Below are 18,161 nucleotides of genomic sequence, written 5' to 3' on the forward strand. Positions count from 1 at the left end.
CAAAATCTGTGCGTTTAAGTGATGGGAGCATGTTGTGAATTGCCATATTAACTGCTATACAGGGAGGATTTTTTATGGCTCAATTTATGTGGAGCAGGTCTCCGCCGGAATTTTCCTGATATCCGAACACTGTTTCTTTCCCTGCAGAGGGAAGTGATCATCAAATATCGTATGTAGAACAGAATACAGGAATGAAAATATTTTTTCGATGTATCGGCAACACAGTTCTGGGACTGATGCTGGTGATGGCATTGGTGCTTCTTATTCCCGGACTTTTCGGGATCCGGCCCTATGTGGTCTATTCCGGATCCATGGAACCTGAGATCCCAACCGGAGCTGTGGTTTTTACAAAGGAAGGAGAGTTTTCTCCGAAAAAGGGAGATATCATTACTTTTCATAACGGAGATACCGTTGTCACCCACAGAGTGGTTAAAAAAGAAAAGGATATCTTTATCACAAAAGGTGACGCCAACAAGACAGAAGATCCTGTTCCCGCAGAGGCGTCACAGATCATCGGGCGGGTAGTCTTTCACCTGCCTTATCTGGGCTACATGATCCATTTTCTGAAAGCCCGGATCCCTTTTGCCGCAGTTTGCATAGCGGCATGTCTGTCAGTACTCTTTGATCTGGCATATACCCCAAAAAAGAAAAAAATACAGGGAGGAATTTAATCATGATGAAAAACAGAAAACTAGTAAAAGGAATCGCACTTGCTGCTGTGATCACTGCACTGGCAGCCGGAGGAACAGCTGCATATCTTACGGATTTTGAAACGGCAACCAACAGCTTTACCGTAGGAAAAGTGGATATCGATCTGGATGAGCCTAACTGGAAACCAGAGGACAATACAGATCTGGTTCCTACTCATGTGATCCGGAAGGACCCCTATGTAGCAAATAAAGGAGTAAATGAAGCATTTGTCTATCTGGAAGTTTCTGTTCCGGTCCGAAATGTGATCACGGCAGCCAAGGATGGTACCAGGAATGCGCTTGCAAAAACAGAGCTGTTCAGCTTCACCAAAAACAAGGACTGGACACAGCTGGAGCGGACTGAAGTGGGGCAGAATATGGTCTATACCTATGCATATAACCACATCCTGAAGCCGGGAACAAAGACTACAACTCTTTTTGATACAGTAACCTTTGCCAATATCATCGAAGGTCAGCTGGATACACAGCAGATCGATATGCCGGTACGGGCTTATGCGATCCAGGCTACCAATACCGGGGATGACAAGACTACGGTTCTGGAGCAGGCAACTGCTGCTTACCAGAAATATGTAAATCAGAATAAAGGACAGGCCGGTGGTGTCACGAAATGAATAAATTAAAAAGACCCGTGTTTCTTCTCCTGACAACAGGGCTCCTGTGTGCAACAGGGACTGCGGCGTATTTTTCAGACTTCGAAAAAAAAATAAATTCTGCTGCAGTGGGGTATGTGACAACGGAGATCGAGGAAGATTTTCCGGATCCTACACCTACGCCTATGGAGAATGGTCCGTCCTACAGAAAAGAGATCCGGATCGGAAATTTTTCCGGCAGTGTGAAAGGGTTCCAGGCAGACTGCTATGTGAGGATGTCCCTTTCCTACTCCAATGACGATATCGGCAGAGGCGTGAAATTAACAGGTCTGGATACGGCAAACTGGGTGTATAACAGTCAGGACGGCTATTATTACTACCGGAAAAAAATATCCGAGGGTGAAAAAACAACTCCTCTGTGTACCGGATTTCAGATCGATCCTCAAAAGATCGATGATACTTACAGGGACAGCATTAAGGATTTTGAGATCAATGTTTATGAGGAAGCTGTACAGGCAGAAGGATTTTCAGATTATGAAAGTGCGTGGAGGTATTTTTCAGATCCGGTTTCTGCTCAGGCAGAAAGGAGGGGGAATGCTTGAAAAAACACCTTAAAGCCCTGCTGGCAGGTGCTGCTGTGGCAGGCAGTATCCTGGCGTGCACGGCTGCTTATGCCAGATTTTCAGATTCCGTGACAGTGACCAATCACATATCAGTGGGAGATATCAATATTTCTCTTCAAGAACTGGAAAAAAAGGACGGCCGAGAAATGAAATATCAAGATCGCCGGATCGTTCTTCCGGGAGATGAAATATCCAAGATCCCAAGGATCACCAATCGCTCAGAGCCCTGCTGGGTAAGGGTGAAGATCTCTTATACAGATGATCTGGAAGGTTTGGATGGTCTGGATGACAGGAATCTTACAGGAATGTCACCGAGATGGATCCGGAAGGGAGAGTATTTTTATTATACCAGGAAGCTGGAACAGGGAGATAGCGTGGATATTTTTACCGGTGTGACTGTACCATCCCAATGGGATGAATCCTACCAGGATAAGAAGCTGGGGATAACCATCGTGGCGGATGCTGTCCAGGCGGCAAATTTTGCACCGGATTTCCGTGCCATGTCACCCTGGGGAAATCAGAAGATCTTAAGATGTATCCACGATACCGATGGTCTTGTGGTTCAGAAAAAAAGTCCGGTGGATCTGAAGGTGGAGTTTGAAGGAAATGCGCACAAACTGATCGCGGCTCCGGAAGACTTTTTTTCCGGATTTTCCACGGCAATGCCGGGAGATGTTTTTCATGATTCTGTAGAGATCCGTAATACAACGGAGCATGCTGCAAAGATATTCTTCCGCACATCACTGGAATGTAAATCGGTAAAGGATCAGGAATTTCTGAAAAAGCTGAAGCTGGTGATCACCATGAATGATAAAAAGCTGTATTCCGGGGATCTTCTGGCTGTGTCTCTCAATAAGGCCGTGTCCCTGGGGGAATTTTCCAGCGGAGAAAAAGGAAACATGAGATTTGAGGTTACGGTTCCGGCAGAGCTGGATAATTTATATGCTCTTCGAGCTGCAGATGTGAAATGGATCTTTTCTGTGGAGGAGGATCAGGAGACGGCGGATACCAGCCCTGTTCCACGCCGGAATGGCAGGAAGGAAAGCACAGAAAGAGATTCCGGAAATAACAGCTCTTCGGTAAGGACGACACCAGTGAAGACCGGAGATGAATCTCCTGTGATCCTGTTTGCACTGATGGCCGGTATAGCGCTGCTTACCTGCAGTCTGACGCTATGGAAAGGAGGTCGAAATAATTGAAAAGAAGAATGCTCGGTGCATGGATGGCATTGATGATCACAGCTTCTTCTCTTGTGGCATCGGCCAGTCCTGCAGCAGATATGAGTTCGGTATCAGCAGATCCGCAGCAGGAACAGACAGAACCGGAAGAAGAGGAGGCCCCGGATATTCCGGTAACAGATCAGCCTGGGGAGGCTGAGATGCCGGTTCCGACAGCCTTGCCTGAACCGGAAACGGTGGAGGAAGCTTTTGAAGAAAGTAAAGATAATACTGAAAATACGGATAGTGATGAGCTGATCGAACCGGAAGAAGAACCGGAAGCTGTTTCAAAAGAAGGAGAAAATATAGCTCTGACAGAGATACCGGAGCAGACAGAGGATCCGGGATTTACTGTATTCACGGAAGAAAACGCGGAAATCCTTACAGGAGAAAGTGAAGAGGATCAGGAACTGATCCAGGATATCGAAAACGGAGAGATCATTGCTCTTTCTGCAGCACTTCCCGGGGAGTTCCGGGAAACTGGCAGTGCGGAAGTAATCTCAGAAGGAGAGGATGCTATCGCAGCTACAGCACTTTCCCCGTCCCAGTATTATCTGGACAGCTGGACCAGGGTTTACTGCGATGAGATCTGGACAGCTGCCAATGATTTTCTTGGTTCCGGAAATAAAACCCGTATGGGATGTACGTATCGTTCTGTACATTATATTGATGATACAGGAGAGGAAAAGGTTTCGCCTCTCTATTGCCTGAAAGCAACTCAGGATGGTCTGGACAGTATGACGCTGAAGAATGAGGCAGTAAAAGCACTGACTAATTCTGTGATCCAGAAGCTTTTGTACTTTGGTTACGGAGGACCGGGGGATCTGGGAACCGGATACGATCCCTCCTGCAGTCACATAGACTGGTCAAAATGGCAGAACCGTTATGTATTTACGCATATTGCGCTGTCAAAGGTATATTTTAATGACTGTGGATATGCCACAGCAGCAGAAGTAGAACATACAGGAATAAACCGTCTGATCGATAAGATCCAGACATTGACGATCCCTGCAAGAAACAAGGCAGCCGTTTATGTTTCCGAAGACGGTTCCTGGGCAGCAGCATCCGGAAAGACGATCCCGTTAAGTGTATTCCGAAGCAGACCTGCAGGTTTTCCCTTTGTTCCGGACAGTATGAAGGACGGATTTCAGATGAGTACTCTTATGAAAGTGACGGATGGAGCAAAAGCAGGGAACGGGATCACCATAACAAGAGGAGCCGCAGAAAAATGGCAGCTGGCCTACTGGACGAGCGCAGCGGATTATAATTCACAGAAAACCAATCCCAAAATGATGTCGGGGACAAGCCTGAGTCTGAAGGATGGGGCATATTTTTTTCTGATCTTTCCGTTAAATGCATCTGCGACAAAGAAGTTTTCCTGTAAAATGCTGCTTCAGCCGGTTTCCTATATCCTGGTTGACGGAAGTGCCCAGGCAGGAAAAGATGGAGTACAGGATTTTGGCGCTTACGTATACCAGGGAACAAGAGGAAGCCTTTCGTTTTCAGTAAAGCCATCAGTTTATGGCAATGCAAAGCTGGTCAAGAAGGAACCCAACACGGGAAAACTGATCCAGGGAGCGCAGTACGGACTGTTTGCAGCAGAATCTCTGACCTCCGGATATCGTACTATGTACAGTAAGGATCAGAAGGTTTCAACCGGAACAACAAACGCCGGTGGAGAGATCCTTTTTTCAAAACTGGTTCCAGGAAAATACTATGTGAAAGAAACGAAAACCGCTGCAGGATACAAGCTGAACACCGTTATCAAAAATCTTACAGTAACCGGTGGAAAGACAACAACCGTCAACGTAACGGATATCATGGATATCAGCGGAACAGTATCCATCAGAAAGAAAGACGGAAATACCGGTGATCCACTGGCAGGAGCTGAATTCACCCTGTATCAGTGGAGTAAAAAAAGCAAAAGCTATGTAACCTTAAAAAAACTGACTTATGATGGACAGAAACGTACCTATAACTCCGGGAAATTTAATTATACCGAAGACAATCAGGGAAAATTCCGTGTGCGTGAGACAAAAGCTCCTCCCAATTACACCGGAAACTGGCAGAAGAATTTTACGCTGGAAAAGCCGGGAGAAAAGCAGGAATTCCTGTTTGAAGCAGTGAACTACCAGAACGAAAAACGAAGGATAGAGGTTCGTAAGATCGATGCGAAGACCGGTGAGGTCCTGAAGGGTGCGGAATTTACACTTTATGAATACAGTGCAGCCCAAAAAGCCTATAAAGAAAAAGGAACACTTCTGGATTATGATAGCTCAAGTGAGCTTTATGTAAGCAGTGAACTTTTAAAGACTTCGGATAATGAGGGAAAATATAAGATCGTGGAAACAAAGACTCCGCCCGGATATACAGGAAGCTGGGAAGAAGAGGTGGATATCACAGACAAGGATGCACGCCTTTCCTTTGAAGTTGTCAATGAAAAGGAAAAGGAATATAAAGGGGTGATCCGTCTGAGAAAAACAGACATCTATACAGGGGAAGTTCTGGAAGATGCGGAATTTACCGTGCTTCAGTGGAATAGAGGAAAGCAGATTTACCAGAATGACCTGGGCGGGCAGAGCATCCTGAAGTTTGACGGAGAAACCGGATGGTACTCTACCGAAGAGCTGGTGCTCACAGATGCTAATCAGGGAAGGTTCAAAGTAGTGGAAACAAAAAATCCGGAAAACTATACAGGCAAATACGAAAAGGAGGTAATCTTCCAGAAAAAAGAAAACACAGATACGGACATTGTGGATTTAAAAGCAGAGAATACTCCGGTAACACTTCCGCTGGGAAATATCACCATCATAAAAAAGATCAAAGAGGAGGATATTACCTGGGCTCATGGAAATCCAACCTTTTCCTTTGTGGCAGAAGGTACGGATCTATCCGGAAATCCTCACAGATATGAGGATTATGTGACCTTTACCAGAGGAAGCTATGAAACCGATAAAAATGGCTATGCAACATTATCGGTCACTCTCAGGAATATCCCGCTGGGGCAGTATACGGTCTGGGAAAAACCGGTACTACGCTACTATCTGAAAGATGTACGAGCAAATACAGAGAATGTCCGCATCATAAAAGGCGCTGCACCTGCATATGGTACAGATCCCCGGAAGATTGCTTCCGGTACGGCTGCTCTGACAATACAAAACAAAAATGCATCGCTGACTTTTGTAAATGAGAAATCCAGATATGATCGATATTCCCATAATGACAGCATAAAAAATACCATACCCGTATCATTTTCCTGAAAAAATACAGAGGGGCAGGAGTAATCCTGCCCTTAGCTGCGTATTTTATATAGTAAAAAACAAACTGTAAAAAGAAATAAAAAAACTACATATATACCCAATGATATGGTATACTTTTTTACAAATACTGTGAACTCAAGAACTCTCTGGGAGGTCGATGATGAAAACAGACGAAAAAAATCCCGTTTTTGATATTCGGGATACATTGGAAAAATACGCTTGCATTTATCGAAATACTACACTGAAGCTTTTTCAGTACTGTCAGGAGACGGACATATATGAACGTTTGGATGAATACCTGAGACCTGTAAAAAATATTTCAGATTTTAAAAACAGCGGACAGAAATACAGTAATGTATATAAGGGCGACTGGAAGTACCTGACGGATTTTCTGACATCCCGGGAAGGCGGAACGATAGAAGTAAGATGCATCAATAAAGACGGTAATGCGAGTCTTCTGACAGTACGGGGATTTATAGCACAGGATAAAAATACCGGATATCATTATTTCATAGGAAGCTCCAGAGATATCACCAGGGAGAAGCTGCAGGAAGAATTTCTTGAGGAACGTGCCCAGAAAGATCCTCTGACCGGAGTGTATAACCGCTTTTTCGGAAAAAAACTGATCGATGAATACCTTGCATCCAGAAATTCCTATGCAGGATGCGGGATGATGGTGCTTGATGTAGATTATTTTAAAAATGTAAATGATACTTACGGACATATGTTCGGTGATGAAGTCCTGAAACGTTTTGCGGAGCTGTTTGTGGCTTTGTTCGACATTAATGATGTGATCATGCGTCTGGGTGGCGATGAATTTGTGATCCTTTTGAAGGATATCAGCCATGCAGCGATCATGAAAAAGGCAGGAAAACTGATACGGGAAGTGCAGAAACTTAAATTTCCGGGAACCACGTATCTGGCAACCTGCAGTGTGGGGATCTGCTTTCTTCCTGAAAATGTTTCCGGCTATACGTATCAGCATATGTTTGAAAATGCAGACTGGGCGCTTTACCAGGCAAAGAAAAATGGAAAAAACCGCTATGCTTTCTGTGATAATCTGAGACATTTTGAGGATAAGACAGAGGAAAAGCAGGAATTATATGAGGGTGTTGAGATAGATGCCAGATATCTTCATAATGATATTGTTTCTACTGCATTTGAAATATTTGAAAAAATGAGCAGCTTTCAGGCTGCTATTGAACTTCTGATGAAAGTGATCGGTCTGAAATTCCGACTTAACCGGATCACAATCCTGCGTACCGAAGTGGCAGAGCAGAAAACAGACCGGATTTTTCAATGGGTTTCGGAAGAGGACTACAGACTTTTGATAGATGAGATCCATTTTTTGAAAAGTGATTTTATCACATTATTTCGCCATAACGATGAATATGGTACTGTGGTCCTTCAGGAGAACGATCTGGCTGATTATTCGGAACAGGGAAGAAAGAATGTGTTACAAGGTGGAGCAAAAACCGTAGTCTGTGCTGCCATGTACTGTGAAGGAAGCTATACAGGAACTATTGTATATGTGACCTGCCGGGAAAAAAGACTCTGGTCCAGAGAAGACCGTAAACTGCTGGGAGAAGTTACCAAGATCATTTCCGCGCATTATGCCAAGAACCAGGCATTTAACAGTGTTTATCGTGGCATTGCTGCAGAATCCGGATGGGATCAGCTTACCGGATTGTCTTCTTTTTCAAGATTTCGAGAAGATGTGGAGAAAATGCTGATCGGAGGTTACGGTCCGGGACATGCAGTGATATATACCGATTTTGAAAAATTTAAACGTATCAATGCAAAATACGGATACCGTGTGGGAGATCAGATCCTGCGGCAGTTTTCCGAGTATGTGATAAGCGTTCTAAAAACAGATATGGATACATATTTTACCAGGGCGATCTCTGATCATTTTATCCTCTTCACTCCCTATGATATGGATGGTGATCCGGAAACATTTGCTTTAAAGATTAATCAGGAATTCTTACGGCAGATGAAAGAGAAATACCCGGATATGAAGCTCTGTGTCCGCACGGGGATCTATCTGATCACCAAAGAATGTGCCAATGCATCTGAGGCAATCGATGCAGCGAATTATGCAAGAAAATATGCTGCTGAAAACTGCGAAACAGGTGTTAAGCTGTATGACGAAGAACTGAAAAAGCAAAGCGATGCAGAGTGAAAGATACAGGAATACGGACCGGAATCCATGATTTTTCAGAATTTCAGGAATAATCTTTCAGGAAAGCTTTTACAATAGAACAGAGATGTTTGCGGCAGGAGTGAGCTTATGAACAGAAGTGTTCCGGAAAGCCTTTTAATCGGTATCTTAGTCTTATGCCTGGCTCTGACACCTGTTGGTGTCAGGGGAGAAACTGAGGATAGCAGAAAAGCACAGCAGCTGATCGAAGCGCCGGGTGCAGTCCTTATGGAAAAAGAAACCGGTACAGTGATCTATTCCAGGGATCCTGACACCCGAAGAAGCCCGGCCAGTATTACAAAGATCATGACGCTGATCCTGATCTTTGATGCTATCCGTGAGGGAACACTGCATTTGGAGGATACCATTACCACCAGTGCCTATGCCAGATCCATGGGAGGGTCGCAGGTATTTCTGGAAGAGGGAGAGACACAGAATGCGGAAACCATGATCAAATGTATTGTGATCGCTTCCGGAAATGACGCCAGTGTAGCCATGGCAGAGCATGTTGCGGGAACAGAACAGGCCTTTGTGGAGAGGATGAACGAGCGGGCGAATGATCTTGGAATGAAAAATACTCATTTTGTGGATTGCTGTGGGCTGACGGAATCACAGGAGCATTATACAACGCCCTATGACATAGCACTTATGAGCAGGGAGCTCATAAGCAGATATCCGGAAGTTCTTACATATTCATCTGTCTGGATGGAGGATATCACACACGTTACCAGAAAAGGTTCCTCAAAATTCACACTGACCAACACCAATAAACTGCTGCGCAGCTATGAGGGGTGTATGGGACTTAAAACAGGCAGCACCAGTATTGCAAAATACTGTCTCAGTGCTGTGGCAGAACGAAACGGGATCACATTGATCGCCTCCGTGATGGCCGCACCGGACCCGAAAACAAGATTCCGGGATGCAGCAGCTCTTTTAAATTACGGCTTTTCTAAGTGCACATTGTATCTGGATGATGCTCTGGAGCCACTGAAACCTATGAAGCTCCGCAAAGGAGTCAAAGCGCAGGTTCCGCTTGTATATAGAGGGAAATTCCGATATATCAGCACAGATGGCACGAAACCTGACAATGTTAAGAAAAAATTGATCCTTCCCAAAGAACAAAGTGCGCCGGTGAAAAAAGGACAGAAAGCAGGGGCACAGGAATACTATCAGGATGGGAAAAAGATCGGCAGTCTGGATATCCTGTACGGGGAAACAATAAAAAAGGCCGGATACCATGACTGGCTGGAAAGAACCTGTCAGGCATTTCTTTTGTGATGCCTGCAACATATTTTGACAAAAAGGGCAGACTGGATGTATAATACAACGGATTGAAGAAATAACAGAACAGGGAAGGGATTTTGGATGAAAGAGATCAGAACAGAAGATGCAGTGGGCCACATTCTGTGCCATGATATCACGCAGATCATAAAAGATGAGAAAAAAGGCGTTCTTTTCAAAAAAGGGCATGTAGTGAAAGAAGAGGATATACCACTGCTGCTCTCTGTAGGAAAAGAACACCTTTTTGTGTGGGAGAAAAAACCGGGGATCCTTCACGAAAATGAAGCTGCAGAGATCCTTTACAAAATCTGTGCCGGAAATTCTTCCAAAGTACATGGAACTGAGATCAAAGAAGGTAAGATCGAGGTGGTATCAAAAATCGATGGTATTCTGAAAATACGTCGTGATGCACTTGTGGCTGTGAATTCTCTGGGAGAAATGATGATCGCTTCCAGACATGGAGATTTTCCGATAAAGAAAGGTGATAAGGTTGCAGGAACCAGGATCATTCCGCTTGTGATCGAGAAAGAGAAAATGGATGCAGCAGAGAAGGCAGCAGGAAGTCTTCCGATCTTTGACATTCTCCCTTACCAGCAGAAAAAAGTAGGAATCGTCACAACCGGAAGTGAGATCAAAAAAGGACTGATCCGGGATACCTTCACACCGGTACTCCGGGAAAAGCTTTCTGAGTTTCCGACAGAAGTGACAGGCCAGGTGATGCCGGGAGATGATAAGGAAGAGATCACAAAGGCAATTCTTTCTTTCGCAGATGCAGGAGCCGATCTGATCATCTGTACCGGCGGAATGAGTGTGGATCCCGATGATCGTACTCCGGGCGGGATCCATGACACCGGAGCAAAGATCGTAACCTATGGAGCACCTGTACTTCCAGGAGCTATGCTGCTTGTGGCATATCTTGAGCGGAACGGAAGATCCATACCGGTACTTGGACTTCCGGGCTGCGTCATGTACGCAAAAAGAACGGTATTTGATCTGGTCCTGCCCAGAGTAATGGCGGATGATGAGATCAAGGCAGAGGAGATAGCCAGGCTGGGAGAAGGCGGACTTTGTCTGAACTGTCCGGTTTGTACTTTCCCAAACTGTGGATTTGGAAAATAATATGAAAAAATTCAGAATCAAACAATATGAGATCCATACGGACAAGATCCAGGCTCCGCAGGGCGTGCGGATGCTCCTTCTTGCGGATCTTCACGGGATATCCTACGGAAAAGACAATATACGGCTGACAGAGACGATCCGAAAGCTTGCTCCGGACGTGATCCTTTCTGCCGGTGACATGGCTGTACGTACAGAAACGGATACTCTGGTAACTGCATGTAAGCTGCTGACAGAGCTTGCAGGAGATTTTCCCGTGTATTATGCACTTGGTAATCATGAATATAAAATGTTCCTTTCCGAAGAATATCGGCCATATTATGCGAAATATGAAAAGACACTGAAAAAAGCTGGTGTGCATATTTTAAGGAACGGACATGAAGCTATGGTCCTGAAGGGAGAGCGCTTCTGTTTCTGGGGGCTGGAACTTCCCATCGAATATTATCACAAGCCGAGATCACCGAAGCTGAAAAAAGAAGTGATGGAGGAACTGATCGGAAAACCTGAAGATACAGGGATGCAGATCCTGCTGGCACATAATCCGAAATACGGAAAAACCTATTTTGAATGGGGTGCTGATCTGATCCTGTCCGGACATTATCACGGAGGCGTTGTCCGCCTCAGTGAACATTACGGTCTTTCCTCTCCTCAATATCTGTTTCTTCCGCCGTTTTGCTGCGGAGACTTTCACAAAGGTGATCAGCATATGATCGTCAGTGCCGGACTTGGAGAACATACCATTCCCCTTCGAATCCATAATCCAAGGGAACTGCTTGTAATCGATATAAAACCTTCCGAAAAAATGAAATGAGGAAACCCTATGGCATTATCTGTTAAGCTGAATGTATTTGAAGGCCCTCTGGATCTTCTGCTTCACCTGATCGACAAAAACAAGATCGATATCTATGATATTCCTATTGTGGAGATCACAGATCAGTATATGGAATATCTGCATTCCATGGAAAAAGAAGATCTGGGAATCATGAGCGAATTTCTTGTCATGGCAGCTACTCTTCTGGATATCAAATGTAAAATGCTTCTTCCGAAAGAAGTGAATGAGGAAGGAGAAGAGGAGGACCCCAGAGCAGAGCTTGTGCAGAAGCTGCTGGAATATAAAATGTACAAATATATGTCCTATGAATTACGGGACAGGCTTGGAGATGCGGCAGGGGTTTATTACCGAAAACAGGATCTTCCGGAAGAAGTGCTGCAGTATACTCCGCCGTCTGATCCCCAGGAACTTCTCCGGGGTCTGACACTGGAGCGGATGAGCGCAATCTATCAGGCATTGATCCGCAGACAGGAAGATAAGATCGATCCGATCCGAAGTAAATTCGGAAGGATCGAAAAAGAGGAAATATCACTTTCCGATAAATTGCTGGAAATGAAGGAATATGCAAAAGCTCACCGGAAATTCAGCTTTCGCAGGCTGATGGAAGACCAGCATTCCAAAATACAGCTGATCGTGACATTTCTGGCAATTCTGGAACTGATGAAAATGGGACATGTTCATGCAGAACAGGAAGATCTTTTTGATGATATTCATGTGGAAGTTATCACGGATCCGGACACATGGAAGAATCTGACAGAGTTTGCAGATGAATAATATAGTAGGAATGAGGACAATAAGTGGAAATCAAACGAATTGAAGGAGAAATCGAAGCCATCCTGTTTGCAATGGGAGAAGCTGTGGAATTACCCCGTATTGCCAGAGCGATCCGTCAGGATCCGACAACAACGGAAAATATCATTCGAAATATGATGATCCGTTATCAGGAAGAAGAGCGGGGGATCCAGATCATAGAGCTCGAAAACTCCTTTCAGCTTTGTACAAAAAAAGAATACTATGATTCTCTTATCCGGATCGCAGCGCAGCCAAAGAAACCCACGCTGACAGACGTTATGCTTGAGACCCTTTCGATCATTGCCTACAAACAGCCTGTTACAAAAGCAGAAATCGAAAAGATCCGAGGGGTAAAATGTGATCATGCCATCAATAAGCTGATGGATTATGATCTGGTGAGAGAACTTGGACGTCTGGATGCTCCGGGTCGCCCGATCCTCCTGGGAACCACCGAAGAATTTCTGCGTTGCTTTGGTGTCCAGGGGCTGGAAGATCTTCCGGAAATGGATCCGGTCCAGCTGGAGGATTTCAAGGCGGAAGCAGAGGAAGAGATCCAGCTGAAGCTGGACGTATAACAAATAACACGGACAGATGCCGGTTTACCGGGACCTGCCGGACAGATCAGAAAACAGAAGAGGAGTGACGAAAATGCCCACAACATACGCACATGATCTTTTTGGAAAAAGGGTTTACCGGAAACTTTCCGCAAAATTACAGCATCTGATCCGAAGCAACGGAAATCTGTACCGGATCGGACAGCATGGTCCGGATATCCTGTTTTATTATTTTATATCCAAAAATCCGGTGACACAGTACGGAGTGCAGATGCATGGACGGAAAGCAAGAGAATTCTTTGAAAAGGGCATGGCGAAGGTCCGGGAGGAAAAAAATCCTGCACTGATGGCTTACCTGCTGGGGTTCGGATGTCATTATATCCTGGATTCTACCTGTCATCCTTACGTCAATCAGGTAGCTGCCGGGGGGAAAATCTCACATACGCTCTTTGAGAAGGAATTTGACCGTATGCTGATGTATGAAACCGGCAAAGATCCATTGCGTTTTTATCCGTCTCATGGGATCCGTGCCAGTTTTCTCAGTGCATGGACGATCCACCAGGTATTGCCGGCAATCCGTACCTGGAACATTTATCTGTCATTGAAAATGATGAAGATATTCACCTGTATTTTGGTATGTGATGATGGAGGAAGGAAGAGACGCCTTTCGGAACATGCCCTTTCCCCCGCAGGAAAAAAGATATCTGCGTTTATTACCGAATTTTTTATGAGCCCGGAGCCGGAGATCGACTGTAAGGAGGAGCTTCTTAAGCTGGACAGTCTGATGGAAGAGGCACTTGCCAAGGCGCCGGATATGCTGGAAGAGCTTGCTGCACTTGCAGTCAGGCCAGGACATCTTTCTGACAGATGGGATCTGACCTTTAACGGATGATCGATCCCGGCAGACAATAGATACAAGTGATATCTGAATGCTATCCCCGCATAAAATTAAATATAACAGTTACTGTAAACAGTTATATGAACCGTGTACGGGGTGATGCATTATGAGCAAACGGCGTATGGCCGCTGTCGTGCTGGTGACAGCGGTCCTTATTATTTGTCAGATCTTTCCGGTAAAGGCGGCAGATGACGAAAATCTATATGCACTTTCAGCAGTTCTCATGGATGGGGAGACCGGCCGCGTGCTGTACGGAAAAGAAGCCTATAAAGGACGGCCAAATGCCAGTACAACAAAGGTAATGACCTGTATTCTTGCTTTGGAGCTGGCAAAGGGAGATGATTACGTGCAGGTTTCCGGGAATGCGGCATCTCAGCCACAGACACGTCTTGGCATGCGGGAAGGACAGCAGTTTTATCTGGAGGATCTTCTCTATTCACTGATGCTGAAAAGTCATAATGATTCCGCTGTGGCGATCGCGGAACATATCAGCGGCTCCGTTGAAGCTTTTGCAGAGAAGATGAATGAAAAAGCAAAAGAGCTGGGATGTAAAGACACACATTTTGTTACACCCAATGGTCTGGATGGAGAAGATGAAGGTGGTATCCATCATACAACAGCCCGGGATCTTGCCCTGATCATGGCGTATGCAATAAAAAATGCAACATTTGTCCATATTACCCAGACAAGAGATTATACTTTTACGGATATCTCAGGAAAAAAGCATTATTCGGTACATAATACCAATGCTTTCCTGGACATGGAAACAGGAGTGATCTCCGGAAAAACAGGATTTACAGGAAATGCCGGATATTGTTATGTCTGCGCAGTCCGGCAGGACGAGCGATTATTTATCGTGGCTCTTCTGGGATGCGGATGGCCTGGAAATAAAAATTACAAATGGATCGATACCAGGAAGCTTCTGTCTTATGGCAGGGAAAACTATCATTATTCAATGCTGCCGGAGCTTCCGCAGCTGCCAGAGATCCCGGTAACAGAAGCAGCACCGGGAAAAGAAGATCCATATCCGCAAAAGTCCGATCGTTCAGGATATCCTCCAAAACAGGTCATGCTGAAAATACACGCAGTACTTTCTGAAAAAGATCGTGAGAAAAGATATCTTCTGAAAAAAACAGAAACGATCACATGGGAAACGGAGCTTCCGGATAAGCTCCCGGCACCGATACAGAAAAACCAGAAGATTGGTACACTCCATGCAAAGCTTAACGGAAAAGAGCTACTTTCCTGCCTTATAACAGCAGATGACAAAATCGGCAGAATTACTTATAAATGGTATGTGGATAAAGTATTTAAGGATTATTTTCATTAATTTAGCGACCCCTGGCATATGTCAGGGGTTAATTTTTTAACGTTCGTGACGAAAAGTATTGAATTTTCTGCAAAAAAAAGGTACAATTATACTCGGCTGAATTTTTGGTTATATTAATAAAAAAATGGAGGGCATAGTATAATGAGTAATGCGACACAAAGCGTAGCGGCTGCAAGGATTGATTCCCTGCTTGACGCCAACAGTTTTGTTGAGATCGGACAGGCTGTCACAGCCAGAGCTACAGATTTCAACATGACTGAAAAAAAAGCACCTTCAGACGGTGTGATCACCGGATATGGTGTGATTGACGGCAGTCTGGTGTATGTATACAGCCAGGATGCATCTGTACTGAACGGAACAGTTGGTGAGATGCATGCCAAAAAGATCGCCAAAATTTATGATCTCGCTCTGAAAGTTGGAGCACCGGTTATCGGTCTTGTAGACTGTGCGGGACTTCGTCTTCAGGAGGCTACCGATGCACTTGAGGCATTTGGTGAGATCTATCTGAAACAGACACTGGCATCCGGTGTTATTCCACAGATCACTGCTGTTTTCGGAACATGCGGCGGTGGAATGGCAGTTGTACCGGCTCTTACAGACTTTACATTTGTAGAGGAGAAGAAGGGCAGACTGTTTGTAAACACTCCTAATGCACTGGAAGGAAACAGAGTGGAAAAATGCGATTCAGCTTCCGCACAGTTCCAGAGTGAGGAGACAGGACTTGTTGACGGCATCGGAACAGAAGAGGAGATCCTCGGACAGATCCGCACACTGATCAGCATGCTTCCGGAAAATAATGAAGACAATGACAGCTTCAAGGAATGCACAGATGACCTGAACAGAGTATGTGATGATATCGCAGGCTGCACAGGCGACACAGCTATCGCGCTTTCAAGAATCGCTGATAATGGTGAGTTTTTTGAAACAAAGGCAGCTTACGGCCAGGATGTCGTAACAGGCTTCCTTCGTCTGAACGGTGCTACCGTTGGCGCTGTTGCAAACAGAAGTGATTCTTACGATGCTGATGGCAATAAGACAGAGATTTCCGACGGAACTCTTTCTGCAAGAGGTGCAAGAAAAGCAGCAGACTTCGTAAAATTCTGTGATGCTTTTGAGATTCCGGTACTTACTCTTACTAATGTAACAGGATTTAAAGCTACACTCTGCAATGAGAAGATGATGGCTAAATCTGTAGGTGAGATGGTACATGCTTTTGCATCTGCAACTGTACCGAAGGTAAATGTTGTAATTGGCAAAGCATACGGAACTGCATACGTTGCCATGAACAGCAAATCAGTCGGAGCAGATATGGTTTATGCATGGGATACAGCTGAGATCGGTATGATGGATGCTTCCCTTGCAGCAAAGATCATGTATGAGGGAGCTGACGCTTCTACACTGAATGAGAAGGCAGCTGAGTACAAAGAACTCCAGAACGGTATCGCATCTGCAGCAGCAAGAGGATATGTGGATACTGTGATCAAAGCAGAAGATACGAGAAAATATGTAATCGGTGCTTTTGAGATGCTGTTCACAAAAAGGGAAGACCGTCCATCCAAAAAGCATGGAACAGTCTAAGTGAGGTGAGCGTATGAGACAGTTTTATAAAAAGATCTCTTCTGTCTGCATGGCACTTCTTTGCGTGGCAGCACTTCTGATCGGATGCACAGCTACTGCATGGGCTGCTGATGAGATTGATGATTCTGTAAAGAGTCAGCTTGTCACAACAACCAAGGGCCTGACGGATGCGATCATCGCAATGTCTGAGGATGATATCCAGGGATATCTGGAATCAGAGGATGCTTTCACACAGAGTGCTGCAAGTGCATGGGACGGCTCCAGAGAAGAGCTTGGTGAGAAAAAAGGTGATATCAATGAGAAAGATATCACAGTGGAGTATTCCGATGATCAGTATACTGTTGTTGTTCCGGTATCCTTCGAGAAAAACAAAGCGAATTTCACTTATGTATTTGATAAATCAGGAACCCCGACTTCTCTTACAGTTGATGTGAATTATACACTGGCACAGAACATGGAGAAGGCAGCGATGAATACAGTGATGGGTCTCGGAACAGTATTTGTGATCCTGGTATTCCTGATCTTCGTGATCTCTCTTTTCAAATATATTCCCGGACTTGTGGAAGGAAAGAAAAAAGAGAGCAAACCGGCTCCAGCAGCCACAGCACCGGCTCCGGTTGCAGCACCAGTTGCTGAGCCTGCTGTTGAAGATGTGACAGATGATGGTGAGCTTATTGCCGTGATCGCCGCAGCGATCGCTGCTTCTGAAGGCAAAACAAGCACAGACGGATTCGTAGTACGTTCCATCCGCAAAGTCAACCGCAGAAAAAGATAATCATTATTTAGGAGGATTTTAAAATGAAGAGTTATACAATTACTGTTAACGGAACAGCATATGAAGTTACTGTAGAAGAGAACGGAAACGCAGCAGCTCCAGTTGCAGCAGCACCAAAAGCAGCAGCTCCGGCTCCTAAGGCAGCTCCGGCAGCAGCTCCTAAGGCAGCAGCTCCGGCAGCAGGCGCAGGTTCTGTTAAAGTTTCCGCAGCCGTTCCTGGAAAAGTTGTAAAAATCGTTGCATCTGTTGGACAGAGCGTAAAAGCTGGTGACAGCGTAGTGATCGTTGAGTCCATGAAGATGGAGATCCCGGTTGTTGCTCCTCAGGACGGAACAATCGCCAGCATCGATGTTGCAGAGGGTGCTGCCGTTGAAAATGGAGATACTCTTGCAACAATGAACTAAA

General features: G+C 45.1%; 16 protein-coding genes. All 16 read left to right on the top strand.

Annotated features, from left to right (window positions below; all coding sequences use genetic code 11):
- Positions 1-191 precede the first annotated feature (191 nt).
- The 16 genes from LKD46_RS08095 to LKD46_RS08170 all read left to right on the top strand — a co-directional run bounded on the left by LKD46_RS08095 (position 192) and on the right by LKD46_RS08170 (position 18,160).
- Entirely contained in the window at positions 192-671 is a 480-nt protein-coding gene (locus tag LKD46_RS08095; RefSeq protein WP_227574006.1) for a signal peptidase I, read from the top strand.
- A 2-nt stretch (positions 672-673) separates the two neighbouring features.
- Complete coding sequence (locus LKD46_RS08100; protein WP_227574007.1) at positions 674-1,321, top strand: TasA family protein; 648 nt, start codon at positions 674-676, stop codon at positions 1,319-1,321.
- Entirely contained in the window at positions 1,318-1,902 is a 585-nt protein-coding gene (locus LKD46_RS08105; protein ID WP_021650527.1) for a hypothetical protein, read from the top strand. The genes LKD46_RS08100 and LKD46_RS08105 overlap by 4 nt, the downstream gene beginning before the upstream one ends.
- The gene (locus LKD46_RS08110) at positions 1,899-3,122 is read left to right on the top strand and encodes a hypothetical protein (protein ID WP_227574008.1); all 1,224 of its coding nucleotides are present in this window, start codon (positions 1,899-1,901) and stop codon (positions 3,120-3,122) included. The genes LKD46_RS08105 and LKD46_RS08110 overlap by 4 nt, the downstream gene beginning before the upstream one ends.
- Complete coding sequence (locus LKD46_RS08115; RefSeq protein ID WP_227574009.1) at positions 3,119-6,400, top strand: SpaA isopeptide-forming pilin-related protein; 3,282 nt, start codon at positions 3,119-3,121, stop codon at positions 6,398-6,400. Before LKD46_RS08110 ends, LKD46_RS08115 begins: the two co-directional genes overlap by 4 nt.
- A 160-nt stretch (positions 6,401-6,560) precedes the next feature.
- Positions 6,561-8,582: a diguanylate cyclase domain-containing protein gene (locus LKD46_RS08120; RefSeq protein ID WP_227574010.1), complete on the top strand. Its 2,022-nt coding sequence runs from the start codon at positions 6,561-6,563 to the stop codon at positions 8,580-8,582.
- A 108-nt stretch (positions 8,583-8,690) separates the two neighbouring features.
- Positions 8,691-9,878, top strand: coding sequence for a D-alanyl-D-alanine carboxypeptidase family protein (locus LKD46_RS08125; protein ID WP_138277484.1), 1,188 nt, complete (start codon positions 8,691-8,693; stop codon positions 9,876-9,878).
- An 87-nt stretch (positions 9,879-9,965) separates the two neighbouring features.
- Entirely contained in the window at positions 9,966-11,000 is a 1,035-nt protein-coding gene (locus tag LKD46_RS08130) for a molybdopterin-binding protein (protein ID WP_227574011.1), read from the top strand.
- A gap of 1 nt (position 11,001) precedes the next feature.
- Positions 11,002-11,808: a metallophosphoesterase gene (locus tag LKD46_RS08135; protein ID WP_227574012.1), complete on the top strand. Its 807-nt coding sequence runs from the start codon at positions 11,002-11,004 to the stop codon at positions 11,806-11,808.
- 9 nt (positions 11,809-11,817) lie between these two features.
- Positions 11,818-12,603, top strand: a complete 786-nt coding sequence (locus LKD46_RS08140; protein ID WP_227574013.1) for a segregation and condensation protein A — start codon at positions 11,818-11,820, stop codon at positions 12,601-12,603.
- 23 nt (positions 12,604-12,626) lie between these two features.
- On the top strand, positions 12,627-13,196 hold the full coding sequence (gene scpB, locus LKD46_RS08145; protein WP_022426764.1) for an SMC-Scp complex subunit ScpB: 570 nt from the start codon (positions 12,627-12,629) through the stop codon (positions 13,194-13,196).
- 73 nt (positions 13,197-13,269) lie between these two features.
- Positions 13,270-14,067 (top strand): zinc dependent phospholipase C family protein, encoded by a 798-nt coding sequence (locus LKD46_RS08150; RefSeq protein ID WP_227574014.1) that lies wholly within the window; start codon positions 13,270-13,272, stop codon positions 14,065-14,067.
- A gap of 112 nt (positions 14,068-14,179) precedes the next feature.
- Complete coding sequence (locus LKD46_RS08155) at positions 14,180-15,403, top strand: D-alanyl-D-alanine carboxypeptidase family protein (protein ID WP_227574015.1); 1,224 nt, start codon at positions 14,180-14,182, stop codon at positions 15,401-15,403.
- A 141-nt stretch (positions 15,404-15,544) separates the two neighbouring features.
- Entirely contained in the window at positions 15,545-16,981 is a 1,437-nt protein-coding gene (locus LKD46_RS08160) for an acyl-CoA carboxylase subunit beta (protein ID WP_227574016.1), read from the top strand.
- A 13-nt stretch (positions 16,982-16,994) separates the two neighbouring features.
- On the top strand, positions 16,995-17,756 hold the full coding sequence (locus LKD46_RS08165; protein ID WP_227574017.1) for an OadG family transporter subunit: 762 nt from the start codon (positions 16,995-16,997) through the stop codon (positions 17,754-17,756).
- 23 nt (positions 17,757-17,779) lie between these two features.
- Positions 17,780-18,160, top strand: coding sequence for a biotin/lipoyl-containing protein (locus LKD46_RS08170; protein WP_015524870.1), 381 nt, complete (start codon positions 17,780-17,782; stop codon positions 18,158-18,160).
- Position 18,161 lies beyond the last annotated feature (1 nt).

The organism is Blautia fusiformis (genome assembly GCF_020686995.1).
GTDB lineage: Bacteria > Bacillota > Clostridia > Lachnospirales > Lachnospiraceae > Blautia_A > Blautia_A fusiformis.